The organism is Gemmatimonadota bacterium, from assembly GCA_009838845.1.
GTDB lineage: Bacteria > Latescibacterota > UBA2968 > UBA2968 > UBA2968 > VXRD01.
Map to the genome: position 1 here is coordinate 29,157 of VXRD01000149.1, position 13,359 is coordinate 42,515.

Consider the following 13,359-nt stretch of genomic DNA (forward strand, 5'->3'; position numbering starts at 1 on the left):
TTTTGTTACTTCGTTATTCTAACCCCATTTTGTCACCCACTCACGACTGAGCCAATCTTTCCATTGACGTGCCAAATCCATTCGCGCATCTCGAACCGAGTTTGAATGGGGTATATTTCCCGGTTTTGGAGGTGAGTTAAGCGGAAACTGCTGTCCTGTTATTGCCTCTAACGCATCTCTTCGGGCCGTGAAGTTCGCTACGCGACCCATTTGGGTGTCTTCTTCAAGGCCAGCGGCGATTTCTGCGGCAAAATCTGGATAAGCCATTTGTGCGGCCAGTAGAAGCGATTGATAACGAACATCTAAGCTTGTATCGTTGAGTAGATTGGAGAATGACGTTTTACAATCGGGCCACAAATTCTGGCACTTTTGCAGCGAGTAAACGCCCGCCATCCGGACGTTCGGCGAAGAATCTCGGAACGCGTCCAGTATATGGTTCGCATTTATCTGAGCCGGTTCGGTTGCCAATGCACATAATGCTGCTGTGCGAACAGTCGCTATAGGGTGTTTGACGTGCTTGCTTATTGGCTCTATTGCTTGAGGCGGGATGGCATTTCCAAGAAAAGAAAGGATTGCATCCTTCACTTCCTCATGATCAGTGCTGTTGAGTTTTGTCAATCTCTGTTGTAGGGGGCGGTTCCGCCACGATGACCAGTTTCGGAAGGGAGTAATCGAAAGCTCAGGTGTACTCTCGGTTTCTTTGATTACCAGCGCATCACGCACGGATACGAGACCAGCACGTAGTTCTGACCATTGAGGTTTTTTCTTTGATGAAGCGATGAGTGCTGATTTCATTTCCGTGGCTGTCCAATTTGGATGGGCTTGCCACAAACAGGCGGCGGCTCCAAGCAGAATTGGTCCTGCGAAGGATGTGCCATTTGTGCGGGCATAGCCACCTGGAAGGTTGTCCATTTTCGCATGAAGGGGGTGCGCGACCTCTACATCAGGGAGGGCAATGTTCGCCGCAGGTGCCAGAATTTGAGGAACCCATTTTCCCTCAAATGTCGTTCCACGGCATCCTTGATACATTTCGGCTTGGGATGGATCTCCGCTCGGTGAGATTATGATGCCACCCACAGATAGCACAGAAGGGGATGCGGTCTGCGCTGTCGCTGCAGTCTGGTCGGGCACATTGCCTGATCCCGAGATTACAAGCACGCCCTCTGAGGCCAGTTCTTCACACAAAATGCGAAGCGGTTCCATCTGCCAGGGGAGAATGCCTGAGTCTGTCCGAAATATGCGTGCTGCCATAACTGCCCGAATCTCGTACTTTCGCCAATTGTCCCGAACCCATTCCAGCGCTTTTAGACTTGGTAAATATTGATCAGGATTTGACTTATGCTCTGGGAAGTACATAGCAATGAGAAATAGGTCTGCCTCTGGCGCAACACCTGTGTATAATCCCTGCGATGCAGCCCCCGATCCTGCAGCACCAGCGGCGGCACGCAGCGCGTGCGAACTACCTGCTGCCCAGGGTTCGGGTTCTGGATAAAACACTTCGGGGCGTGGTTCAGAATCCATCACATGTACTATGTGGGTTGTACGGTGTCTATTTGTACTAATATCGGGATGATTTGAAAATCTACCATCGACAACAGCAATACGGACACCTTTCCCCGTAAGCTCAACAGGAACTTGCAGAAAGTCTCGCAGTGTTGGCCACACTATGAATTACTCCTCAAGAAGAGATGATTTTTTTGCGCGATTTTGCGGGTGTTGTGTTTCTCTTTTAGATTGGACATTTTACACAAAATCAGAGGAAAGGGCTCCCAAAAATCCAACTCGCTTTTCAGGATCCCGGTATTGAATCAGTTCGTAGTGCCCAATCATAAATCCTTGTGCTTCCCAGAATTTCAAGGCTTCTGGATTGTCCCGTCGGACATTTAAATCGATCCTATCAACTCCCAGACTATCGGTAATTTCTATGGCTGATTTTACCAGGAACGTCCCAATGCTCCTCCTGCGCTTGGCAGGAACAACGTAAAAGTCGTTTATCTCTGCCCTGGTGCCAGATATGGAGAATGAAATAAATCCCACTGGGGATCCTTCGCTTAGCCCCCAAAATACCCTTGGTTCAGTGCTGGACAGGGGAAAACGATCTGCGAAATACGAATCCCGACTATCAGATGTACATACCGTATCGGCATGTGGCATGATCTCCAGCCAGTAAGCTTCGACGAGTGGACGAAATCGGTTCTGGTCGGCTGGAATTACCCGTTTGAAATTGATGCGTTCCATAATAAACCTGCCTCTGTGGCCTGTTGCCAGACACTGCGTTTACTCGCCAACCGCTTCTTCGAATCTGACCTCTATCTCCGTTCGATTAGCCTGGAACCATTCCAGGAGTTGCAAACAGGTATTCCCCTTTTCTATCTCCTCAAGCTCTGGGAGACAGCGCGAAAGCATCACATACGGCATGTGGTCTCTCTCCAACGGACGAAGCGGATTAACCGCGTTGTAGGACGCCAGAAACTCGCTGAAGTGAGCCAGCCACCAGCGACGGTGCTCACCCGTCTCTCCCTCTGAAGGCAGGCCATTGCGACCTTCGTACTTGATCATCGAAATCAGAGCTGTCGTGATGTCGTCAATCCGATGTCCAATACTGATGTGATCGCAGTCGATGAACCCGCGAAATTCACCCTTGACCATCCGGACATTTCCGCGATGCACGTCCTGGAATACTGGCTCCATCGGCAACGAAGACGCGATCAGTCGCAGGTGGCCTTCAACTTCACTCAGCGTGTCCTCAACTCTTCGTCTTGCCTCACCAGAAAGTTTGGGTAGCGCCTTGGGAACATAGTCTTTGAAAAGTGGTTCATAGGCGTTGTCCTCCCACGTCTCGATGGGTCCCTCAAAGTCGGCCAAGATGGCGTGCAAGCGACCGTAGGCTGCTCCTAAAGTTCGATAGAGCGGGCCTGAATCTGGGCCATAGAAGTCAGGTTCGTCGTCTGGTAGGAAGGGCATCAAAATGTAGATGGACGAGTCGATTTTGCTATAAGACAAGCCAGACCTGGTCTCGACCAGATAGGCTATGGGAAGACCCGAGTCATGAACATGACGTGTGACTCGGAACTGAGTCTCAGTACGCACCAGCACATCGGGCGCGCCGACGTTCTTCAGAACGAAGCGCTCGCCTGTGGTTGACTCGACGTGATACACTTCTGGGACTGCGTCTGCTCTGATGCACTGGACGGAGACATCCCAAGCCTCCAAAGCCCGTTTAGCTTCTTTCATCTGGCTACCGATACGCAAGTGTTACAGCAGACGGATCCGACTTCATTTGTGAGTGCGGTCATGTGTACTCCTTATCAGGCATCAAAATAACTGAGTCGATCGCCTTCTGCTTCCCAGAGTTCTTCAAACATTTTTCGGATATCGGGTAAAGATACGACGGATGCAGTAAGTGGGTCCAATGCACAAGCATGGAATGCCGCTTCTTTATTTTTTTCCATTGCAGCTTTGACGGAGAGTTCTTGTACGGCGATGTTGGTCATGTTTAATGCGGCGCACTGAGGCGGGAGTTCACCAACGTAACAGGGATGAATGCCTTCTCTGTCGATCATGCAGGGTACTTCAACACAGCATTCGTCGGGAAGATTGGTGATAGATCCGTTGTTCATGACGTTGCCGTTGAAGACAAATGGGACACCTGTGATTTTTGCTTCTACGATTGAAGAAGCGTATTCGTGGGATGCTTGCAGTTTTGGGACTTCGGCTTCGGTATCGTCATCTGTGATGCCCGTGTCTTTCATCCAGGACCGTTTGCGGCCTTCGGGCAATTCCATATAGACGGGATCGCGTTCTGGCAGGTTGTAGATGTCCCGCAATTCCTGAGTGCGCTGGAAGTAGGGGAGGTATTCTGAATTGTGTCGGGTGCTTTCGGTGACAAAATAGCCAAATTGCTTCATCATCTCGACCCGCACCAGGTCGTCTTTGAAACTGGGATGGGTATCGACGGCTTTGAAGATGCGAGGATACAGGTCTTCGCCGTCTCTGTTGAATTTTAGAATCCAGGCCTGGTGGTTAATCCCCGCAACGAGGTAACTAACATCTTCGTAGGGAACGTCAATGCCATTTGCCAGTTTTTTTGTTGTGCCCTGTACGCTGTGGCAGAGGCCGACGTTTTGGATGGATGAACCGATAGAATGCATCCAGGTGAGCATGGCCATGGGGTTGGTATAATTTAACATGAGTGCATCGGGGCAGTGTTTTTCCATGCTTTTGCAAAATGATAGGTGCTCGTGTGCGGTGCGAAGATAACGGAACACTCCTCCTACACCTACTGTGTCGGCGACAGTTTGGTTAATGCCGTACTTTTTGGGGATGTTGATTTCAGATGCGTAAGGTTCGCCCCAGTAGGCTGCGCCTCCAATGGATACGGCAGTGACGACAAAATCTGCGCCGGGCAATAATTCTTCGCGATCCGTGCTGGCGATGCATTTGCCAGGGAGCCCATGGCCATCAATGGCGCGGTTCACGTAATCGTGCACCTGGGTCAATCGCTCTTCGTTGATATCACAGAGTGCGATTGTGGAATCGTTTAATAATTCACGAGATAAAATATCGAGGGACAGTCGGCTTCCGAATCCACTGCCAGCACCAATGATTACAATTTTTGCCATTAAAACCTCCAGTATGAAAAGGTAATGAACTCAGCGAGTGAGGAATCAGGAAAACACCGGCGCCTGGAACACATCCTCGAATTCACCGCGTTCCTTCGCCCGCTGATACTCCCACTCGTAGGGCGATTCCCTGAGCCTGCTGGGCCCGTTCCTCACATCGTGCCCGATGTCGCTTTGCCTGGGGTAATGACTGTAGATCATGAGCCTCCGCGGACGACCGGAAATATTCGGCCTGGAGTTGTGGACCAGCACCGAATGGAAGAGCATGATGGAGCCGGGCGGCGCCAACAGGTCGATGCCCCCATCGAAATCGATCAAATCCGGTAGCACTTCCCATCCCCTTTTGTTGGGTGGTCGGCGATGTTCCAGGTGCTGTTTGTGACTCCCCGGCCAGACGTGAAGCGGTCCGGACGATTCGTCGTACGGATCTATAGTCACGGCCGAAGAGATGATCTCTTGCGGGTAATCCTGCGCCAGATAATACGCCCAATCGTTGTGAACCGGAAACCGGTCTTCTCGATCGACCAATGGGATGCCCTCTATCGCTTCGGGCAGCGGCTCTTTGTAGTTCAGCTTCTCCTCCATGAGAATCGGCTCGTCACCCATGAGTTGACGCATGGGTCCGATGAGTCGTTCGTCGGCAGACACTCCGGCCAGGAACAGCGACAGGTCGTTAATGGGCTGGATCTTGCGCACCATCGGCCCGGTAGATGTCTGCAGAATGTCGAGTCGCCCGCTTTTTCGCCCGTTGGCCAGGGAAGAGTTGATGATGAGCTCGAGTATCCGATCTGCTTCATGTTGCATGCGGGCGACTTCATCGGCGTTGAATGCCTGTGGGAGCACCAGGTAACCGTTCTCGCGGAAGTGCTCCAGGTCTTCGTCTGTGAGTTCCGTTTTCACTGCCATTTCCTCCTCCTATTGAGGTGCTTGATGATGGCCATTTCAAGTTCCGGGGTGAATGATTTCTCAGGCTTCATTCTCGCTCTCTTTCCAAAGCATCTTCTATCTCTGCAAACATGACGGATCTACTTCTACAGAATTTGCTGTGTGTTTGTCCAGTTGATCAGACAATTGGTGGACAACATCTGCACATTCTGGATCTCGTGCTATATTTGTGAATTCTTCTGGATCAGCGTACACATCTGCGAGGAAAATGTCTTCATCTTCAGGTTTCGGTTTTTCGCCATTGAGCAACACATTTTTATCAAGGCGATACTGGCTCGTGCGTATGCAGCTTCGCCGTGGCCAACCGCGATTACCATACCAGTCGCCACGGCCACCGTTGGGTGCCATCTTGCTGAATGGCTGGCCATATCCGATTGTAGAGTAGATACAGTCGGGGGGTGGATCAGTGAAAAGATCGCGGCCTTTGAATTGCGAAGGTGTCTCGATGTTGGCAAAAGAAAAGAGTGTTCGTGCAATGTCCAGACTATCGCAGATGTCATCCCGCACTTGCTCTGCAGGTATGGTGTCTGACCAGGAGATTAGAAGTGGTACGCGATGCACTGTGGGCGTGTAAGTCAGTTTTTCGAAGGCGCCTGTCTCGCCAAGTGGATTGCCGTGGTCCGCACCAAATACGATGAGCGTTTGTTCCTGTCGTCCAGTTTCCTCAAGAAACTCTAAGACCCGTCCGACTTGAGTGTCAATCCAGGCGACCTGTGCGTAGTAGTGAAGGCGTCCTGCACGGAGTTTTTCGGGATCCATTCTGGCCACACCAAAAACTTCGGCAACGCGTTTTTCAAATGCAGAGAGGGTGTCAGGCAGCGGATCGGGCAGGCCGGGATCCCAATCGTCGAGAAGCTTTACGTATTGTGCTGGAGGTAATACCGGCGTGTGGGGCTGAAGAAGGGAAATGCGCACGAGATAAGGGGAGGTTGCCGTTTGGAGCCAGTGTAAAGCATTTTCAACGACTGAGTCGGGAGGATAGGGTTCACCGTCTGGGAAAATACCGCCGTTCATGCCGCCGTAGGGCGAGCGGATCATCTGCACAGCGTCTGCGCCAAGATGTTCCCAGATTTTCATTTCACCACCTGTTCCGTCGTGGTATTGGAAGATTTCATGCTCTGGATTGGCACCTGGACGTATTTCGGGGGCAACATGGATCTTTCCAAAATTGGCAGTTGAATAGCCGTTCTGTGAAAATACGTTAGGGAAAGTTTGCAGGATACGGGGCAACCGGAAATTTGGCCATGCACCTTCGTTGTTGTACACGCCTGTGTCTTCGGGATAGAGACCAGTTAGCGTGCAATATCTGGAGGCAACACAAACAGGCGCATTGCAAAAGTTATTTGTGAATCGCACACCGCTGCACGCCAAACGGTCGAGATTTGGCGTGCGCAACTGCAATCTGGGATGCCCATAACAGTCCAGCGCATCGGTGCGCAGTTCGTCACAGTAAATCCAGATAATATCAGGTTTTTCAGGCATAAAAAGTTCGGCCTTTGTTTTTTAGATGTCTTTTTTAGGGACAACTGCGCCGTGTAGCACGAGTAGATCGTGTAAATCAGAAAGCGGAACGTCGCGGGGTGTTGTTTCCAAACGCACAGATACTGCTGCTGCTGCACCCGCTGCCTGTCCCATAGCCATTGAGGATGCCTGTACTCGCAAAGCAGAATTTGCAAGTCGGTCACTGCTCACACTGCGTCCAGCGACAAGTAAATTATGACTGTTTTTAGGGATCAGTGCGCGTAGTGGAACTGTTGCAACTGTGCCTTCAGGCAGAGGTTGGGGCTTTACACCGTCTTTGTCATGGAGGTCAATCGGATAAAAAGAGTACGATACAGCGTCCTCAAAATGTCGCCCACTGGTATAATCATCGTGGGTTATCTGCACCTCTCCAACAATGCGATAGGTTTCGCGCACAGCGGTTTCTGCCTGCGCTTTTAAAACGCGGGCATTTTCGCATCCAGGCAGTGAACGTACAAACCGCAAAATCCGCAACAAAGATTGTCGCCCTGCAATGTTGGTTTTTGTATGCCTGTCAGAGGTCGATGCATCAGCGCCAAATACATGCTGGGCATTTTCTCCGCCTTTTCCAAGGTAGCCGATGAACCGTGCGCGCGGATTGCTTACATCGCCGTGTTGTAATCGGCCATCTTTCATGGCTGCGATAAACTGTCTCTGTATGACATCTTCGTCCAGCGTATCAACATCATAACCACCCAGTTTAAAAATCAATGTGCCCGGTTGTGTTTCTTCTTCGCGCAAACGAGGAAAACCGATCTGGCCCACAATATTTGCTCCGCCGGTGCAGTCAATTAACTGTTTGGTCAGGATGGTGCGCCGCAGGTTTTTTCCGACAGTCTCGATTTTCCAACCTCTGTCTGTTTCTAAAATTTGCGTCGGTATTTCATAAAAGTGCAATTGCACACCTGCTTGAGTACAGGCTTCTTCTGCAAGTGCCGCATATACAGGGCCATTGATGCGTATTTGGTGCATCCAATGGCGCTCAGGAGAGAAGACGGAAAAATCCGGCAGTTGGCCACTGTCAAGTGCTACTGCTTTTATAACCAGTTCCCATCCAATGCCCGCGACAATCTGCTTTCCCCAGGCATGAAAAAGCCCGGGGAAGGAAACGCCGCCTGTTGTGGTGACACCGCCGAGTTGACTGCCAGATTCAACCAGAGCCGTGCGAAGTCCCGCGCGCCCCCCTTGTATGGCAGCAATCGTGCCCGCTGTGCCTCCGCCAACTACGAGCACATCTACATCGTCTTTCATATGCTCCATATTTTCTTACCCCAAACTATATATAGACTCACTCCTTGGAGTCACTTTTGTGGGCGGCCTCAAACAGGGCATTACACTCGAACTCGAGAATACCGCCGATTACTTTGGTTTGCCGAAATGGAGTACGGCGAGCCACCTCTTTGGCGCGGATATCGATTTGCCGCCAACCGAGGCTTTGCAGATAAGGGATCGAAGTCCCATAGTAAACAGTAGAAATTCCGGCCCACTCGATGGCACTTTGACACATGGGGCACGGCTCAGCTGTCGTGTACAAATCGAGTTCTGTCCAGTCGATCTGTGAATGGGCTGCCGCACAACGATTGATCGCGTCAATCTCGCCGTGGAGTGTCGGATCTTCCGAAGAACGGTTAACCCCTTTTGCGATGATCTCGCCTGTTGTCTGTCGAACGATCACCGCGCCGAACGGAGACCTGGGTGCCTTCTGCGCCATTGCAATGGCCTGTCGCATATAATCGTTGTGGCTCATGCCCTGTCGGATCCATTTTTGATGTGAGTTTGTATATAAAAAACCAACCTTTAGTTCGGAAAATATGTGGGATGCTTGATGGATTGGCAATCTCTTTATGTTATCGCCTATGCAATGTCTTCTGGGGCAATGAATACGCCTACGATGTGGCTTTTGTTGGGTTCGTCGCCATAATTGGTGTAATCGACCAGGATGATGCGGCCATCGGGTAAGGTGAGCCAGGATGAGTATCCGTGATCAGGGCGGGGTTCTTGATCAGGATGGTTGGCATGGATTTGAACGAAGCGGTCGCGCTGATATTGATCGGGGTATTCACCGGAGGAGGCAGACCAGTTCCACGACCAGTCATCGAAGGTTCGATTTTGCGATGAAAAGCTGACGGATGTCCAGGTGCTACTGCCTGTGTCACTCCATTGGCCAAACATGGTACGCATATCGGGGCGGGATGAGGTATGGTCTGAGATGTGTGTTTCTCCGCGGAAGACGTTTCGGTAAATCATATCTTCACCATCAACCTGTATGCGCAAGAGGCCGCCCTTGTGGCGATAAGCGACTTTTCGTGGTTGTGAGAAGTCGATTTTTTTATGCAAATCGGTGCGTTCGAGCCTACCGAGAGAAATGAAGTCAGAGCCGATGTAGAGGATATCGCCAATGCTGCCACAAGACATAAAGGCAATGGGTTCTCCCGGTGGGCCTTCGACTTGCACTTCAGCTTCGAAGTTGACGGTACTGAAGCGATCCTGTGGCGGGAGGAGGCTGTAACGGCATTCGTGCTCGGGTTTGTGATGAATGGTGAGACCATTTTCATTAAGTGTTGCACTGTATTTTCTGCGGGGACCACCGATGGCATATGTCCCCGCTTCTTTTTTGAGGTCGCCAATCCAGGCATAACAGCCAAGACCGCCGTTGACGTGGCGACCTGTGACCATGCAGCGGCCATCTTCGAGTTGTCTGACATACGGACGATGGAGGGCAAAAGGACACATCTGAGGGGCACTCCAGGTGCGTCCATTGTCCTGAGAGAAAGCTACAAAACTGGGCACACCTCCAGAGCGGTTTTCGCGCATGACACAGGCGATTTCTTTGCCGCCGTCGAGGATGACAATTGCGCCTTCGCAAAATCGGTTATAACCATCGTGGGCAACAGTGACCTCATTGCCCCAGGTTTTGCCACCGTCAGATGAAAAGGTTGCGATTTCAGCAAATTCTTGAGCTTCGCGAAACATGATATGGCTACCGACGGCAAGACGTCCGTCGGGCAGTTCCATGATGCGATCGGGTTCAAAGCCTCTGATGTTGGGTTTGTAAGGCCCGTCCCAGGATTTGCCCTCATCTGTGCTCCACCAGAGCCAGTTGCCGGAGGGCTGGTCTTCGTGAAAATGGCTGAAGTCGTCGTGGTCGCAGATGACAACAATGCGATCATCACTTAAGAGGCTTATGCGCGGTGTTACGAGACGCTCATCGCCTTTGCTGCGATCAGCAGTTGCGACTTCGCTCAGTTTGTCCCAGGTTTGACCATCGTTTTCGCTGTAGAGGATGGTGAGGATTTGGGTGGTTTCACCCCAGTGGGCTTCGGTATCGGAATAAACGAGCAGAAGGCGACCGGATTTGAGGCGAATGATGTCGGGATTTTTGGTAAAGCGGCCGGGACTGCGCCAGGCGTCAAAGACTTTGTCGTTGATAGAGCGTGGATGGATATACATCGAATTCCTTTCTAAAATCTGCCGATACGTGTTGATCCTGGATGGAAAACTCCAGGCCTCTATTGTTGTTGAAAATAGGAATCGTAAAGGATTTGGCAGGCTTCACCTCGGGTTAAATGTGCGAGTGTGTTGGTGTCGAGTTTTTCTCCACACAACTGGACAAAACCATCGATCCAACGATGCGCTGTGTGCTGGTCAAGTTTATCCTGCGGTCTGGCATCGTATGTATCGAAGAATCCCTTTGTACCTGCCCATTGTATAGCGGCGTTGTGTGCATAGTCGTCGTTAAGGTCAATATCATTGAGAAATGTGAGCATGGAATTTTGTTCGGCCAGGGTTTGTTGAAGCTGATCAATATCAATGTCGGCCGGTGTCTGTTTGTTTTTGATGGCCTGGACGGCCGCATAACCAGCAGACTCGGCAATTTGCATCCAGGTGGGCTCCAGACGAATCGCGCTTTGTCCGAGGTGGCTGGAAGAAAGGCAGACTGGGACGAGGAAATTGTCTAATTCATTGGTGAGCAGGCTTCGATAAGGGATCTGGCCAGGGACGGTTTGCTTGTGGAGCATGACTTTGCCTTCATCGCGACTGTCTTTGACGCGTTCGGGATGGCAGGCGTGAACGTCCGTGTACCATTCACAAATAGCAATAGTATCTGAGTGAATGGGCGCTCTGTCTATGCCTTCGGCCAGGCGAACATCGTGCTCGGTGAGCATATAACGCCCTTCGAGACGACGGGCTTCGCGCACATAGATCTCCCAGGGCATGTGATTGTTGTCGGGAAATTCGTCTTTGGCCAGCCCCCACTGAGCAAAGGCTTCGCGCATGTTTTCGGGCGCATCGGGATCGTTTTGAAAGAAATACAAAATGCCAATAACGATGTTCCAGAAGTCTTTCAAGATGCGCTGACGGGTTGGCCAGTCGCCGTGGACATAGTCGGTCGCACCTTCAATAAGTTGTGGTCGGTTCCAGTCGCTTTTGTTGTTGGGAAATTGTCCGCCATCTTGCCCGCGATCAGGTCTGTTGACTTCAAGGGATTGGAGTAAGGTTTTGATGCGTGCGGGATCGTAGTCTTCTGGTGGCTCTGGTTTGACCTGATTGTTGGGATCGCTGCTGAGGGCTGTGCGAAAGTTCATGGCTTGCACAACACCATCGCCTTCGCCCGTGCTATCGGGCATGATGGTTTCCATCGCACCACCAAATTGCCTCAGGTTTAGCGATGCAACAATGTCGGCCATGTGTTGTTCTGACTCGGGAAGCTCCTTTGCAAATCGCATAAAGATGCGACCAGCGTGAGGTTCGTTAAATTCGTCTTTGGATTCACGCCCGACTCTGAAAGCGACATTGGCTAAGGGTAGAAGATCGCCTTCGTAAGAAGTATCGACAAAGATATCTCCGGTAGCTCGGAAGCTTGCCTCGCGATTCATTTCTGTGAATGTGATGGCTGTAATTAAGCGGTCAGCTTGTTCGATATCGGTAGGGTAATGGCTTTTGATCAGGGTAATGTTTGATTCTGCCTGTATCATTTCTTCCGACAATTGTTCGAAGACACGCGCTTCGTATTTGCCATTAGAGTGGCCCGTTTCGCCGGGCAGGCAGGCTGCGTATTGCGGTGAATCTTTTCCATAGGTATTGCGGTAATGATCGAAGATCGCCTGACGCATCTCATTGTAGATGGGCGATCGCCAGCCTTCGTAAAGTGTATCCCAGAGTCCCATCCCATTGGCTGGCAGTCCACCGATGTGGGGTGTATGATTGACGATCAAGACGGTCAATCCTTCACGCGCAGCTCGAACTGCACAGGCAAGGCCTGCGGGATTGCCGCCGTAGATGACGAGGTTGTAGTGAGTACCTTCCATGTGTTGGTCGTCTCTATAGCAGTGATCTGATCTCATCCACCGCTAACGGTAGTCTCCGAATCTGCCCTTCGAAGTCAAAGCGTGAGAGCACGGCGTCTCTCACCGTTCCTGGTTTCTCAATATAGTGCGATAGCTGATCAGCATAGTAGGCCGCCCATACAACTCCAAATGTTTCCCGGTCTCCGACTGAGAGTGGTCGCTCAGAAAGATAGCCTCGTAGGAAATCCAGCATCTCTTTCTTCAATAGAGATCGTCCCCCAGTCAGATCATTCATTAGCCATCTGTGTTGGACCATTACAAGATCTACAGTAGCTGGCGCAAAAGAGTTGCAGAGATCGGTGAAACCGACTTTCTCGCCATCCGCGTGGACGTTGGGACCCCAGACATCCCCATGCGTTGTCATCCACCGTACGGATGTCCGTGTTAGGTGCTTGTAGGTGGTTTGCAACTCGGTCTGAAGGGTCTTGATGGCGCCGCAGAGATCGCCAGGAAGAGAACGGGAAAGCGCTCGCCGAAGTCTGACCTCCACAAAGCCAGTGAGATCTTTCTTCTGCATCCTGGATTTTTCGAACTTCTCCGATGCCAGATGAATCTTGGCAAGTCCACGTCCCACCGCACCCAATTGGTGGAGGTGACGAGAGTTGCAAGGTTCCCCACCGAGATCAGTTTCCACGGAGAGCACAACAGCATCTCCGATCATGATACACAAATCTCCGGAGAGAGTGGGGACAATCTGGGGGACAGGGGCATCATTTGTTGATAGATGGTTGAGGAACTCGACAACTTCCTCCGGACAGAACTGACCCCGTGCCCAGTTCAATCGTGCAAAGAATGTCGCCCCATTCTTTTTGAATGAGAAAAGGCGCCCCGTGCCTGGTACCGGTATGAGAGAACCATCGAACTGCCAGGCTGACCGAAAGGCCTCCTGAATTTTCTCCTTTGGTGGAATCTGATCCACTAAC

At 51.2% G+C, this 13,359-nt stretch carries 11 protein-coding genes; all 11 read right to left on the minus strand.

Annotated elements, in window-relative coordinates:
• Positions 1-18: 18 nt before the first annotated feature.
• Complete coding sequence (locus tag F4Y39_20975) at positions 19-1,668, minus strand: S8 family serine peptidase (protein ID MYC16206.1); 1,650 nt, start codon at positions 1,666-1,668, stop codon at positions 19-21.
• Between the two features lie 75 nt (positions 1,669-1,743).
• On the minus strand, positions 1,744-2,238 hold the full coding sequence (locus F4Y39_20980; protein ID MYC16207.1) for a GNAT family N-acetyltransferase: 495 nt from the start codon (positions 2,236-2,238) through the stop codon (positions 1,744-1,746).
• A gap of 39 nt (positions 2,239-2,277) precedes the next feature.
• Positions 2,278-3,234 (minus strand): phosphotransferase, encoded by a 957-nt coding sequence (locus F4Y39_20985; GenBank protein ID MYC16208.1) that lies wholly within the window; start codon positions 3,232-3,234, stop codon positions 2,278-2,280.
• Positions 3,235-3,308: 74 nt separating this feature from the next.
• Positions 3,309-4,622 carry an alpha-galactosidase gene (melA, locus tag F4Y39_20990; protein MYC16209.1) on the minus strand — a complete coding sequence of 438 codons (1,314 nt, stop codon included), beginning with the start codon at positions 4,620-4,622 and terminating at the stop codon, positions 3,309-3,311.
• A 45-nt stretch (positions 4,623-4,667) separates the two neighbouring features.
• Positions 4,668-5,528: a phytanoyl-CoA dioxygenase family protein gene (locus F4Y39_20995; GenBank protein ID MYC16210.1), complete on the minus strand. Its 861-nt coding sequence runs from the start codon at positions 5,526-5,528 to the stop codon at positions 4,668-4,670.
• Between the two features lie 96 nt (positions 5,529-5,624).
• Positions 5,625-7,049, minus strand: a complete 1,425-nt coding sequence (locus tag F4Y39_21000) for a sulfatase-like hydrolase/transferase (protein MYC16211.1) — start codon at positions 7,047-7,049, stop codon at positions 5,625-5,627.
• A gap of 21 nt (positions 7,050-7,070) precedes the next feature.
• Positions 7,071-8,348, minus strand: a complete 1,278-nt coding sequence (locus tag F4Y39_21005; GenBank protein ID MYC16212.1) for an FAD-dependent oxidoreductase — start codon at positions 8,346-8,348, stop codon at positions 7,071-7,073.
• Between the two features lie 28 nt (positions 8,349-8,376).
• Positions 8,377-8,835 carry a nucleoside deaminase gene (locus tag F4Y39_21010; protein ID MYC16213.1) on the minus strand — a complete coding sequence of 153 codons (459 nt, stop codon included), beginning with the start codon at positions 8,833-8,835 and terminating at the stop codon, positions 8,377-8,379.
• A gap of 107 nt (positions 8,836-8,942) precedes the next feature.
• Positions 8,943-10,538 carry an exo-alpha-sialidase gene (locus tag F4Y39_21015; protein ID MYC16214.1) on the minus strand — a complete coding sequence of 532 codons (1,596 nt, stop codon included), beginning with the start codon at positions 10,536-10,538 and terminating at the stop codon, positions 8,943-8,945.
• 59 nt (positions 10,539-10,597) lie between these two features.
• Positions 10,598-12,433 (minus strand): FAD-dependent oxidoreductase, encoded by a 1,836-nt coding sequence (locus F4Y39_21020; protein ID MYC16215.1) that lies wholly within the window; start codon positions 12,431-12,433, stop codon positions 10,598-10,600.
• Positions 12,411-13,355, minus strand: a complete 945-nt coding sequence (locus F4Y39_21025; protein MYC16216.1) for a phosphotransferase — start codon at positions 13,353-13,355, stop codon at positions 12,411-12,413. The genes F4Y39_21020 and F4Y39_21025 overlap by 23 nt, the downstream gene beginning before the upstream one ends.
• Positions 13,356-13,359: the final 4 nt, after the last annotated feature.

What these genes read in the sequence shown, in the direction of transcription:
- F4Y39_20985 (MYC16208.1), bottom strand. Translation starts at nt 3,234, where the DNA reads ATGAAAGAAGCTAAACGGGCTTTGGAGGCTTGGGATGTCTCCGTCCAG.
- F4Y39_21000 (MYC16211.1), bottom strand. Translation starts at nt 7,049, where the DNA reads ATGCCTGAAAAACCTGATATTATCTGGATTTACTGTGACGAACTGCGC.
- F4Y39_20995 (MYC16210.1), bottom strand. Translation starts at nt 5,528, where the DNA reads ATGGCAGTGAAAACGGAACTCACAGACGAAGACCTGGAGCACTTCCGC.
- melA (MYC16209.1), bottom strand. Translation starts at nt 4,622, where the DNA reads ATGGCAAAAATTGTAATCATTGGTGCTGGCAGTGGATTCGGAAGCCGA.
- F4Y39_21020 (MYC16215.1), bottom strand. Translation starts at nt 12,433, where the DNA reads ATGAGATCAGATCACTGCTATAGAGACGACCAACACATGGAAGGTACT.
- F4Y39_21005 (MYC16212.1), bottom strand. Translation starts at nt 8,348, where the DNA reads ATGGAGCATATGAAAGACGATGTAGATGTGCTCGTAGTTGGCGGAGGC.
- F4Y39_21010 (MYC16213.1), bottom strand. Translation starts at nt 8,835, where the DNA reads ATGAGCCACAACGATTATATGCGACAGGCCATTGCAATGGCGCAGAAG.
- F4Y39_21015 (MYC16214.1), bottom strand. Translation starts at nt 10,538, where the DNA reads ATGTATATCCATCCACGCTCTATCAACGACAAAGTCTTTGACGCCTGG.
- F4Y39_20980 (MYC16207.1), bottom strand. Translation starts at nt 2,238, where the DNA reads ATGGAACGCATCAATTTCAAACGGGTAATTCCAGCCGACCAGAACCGA.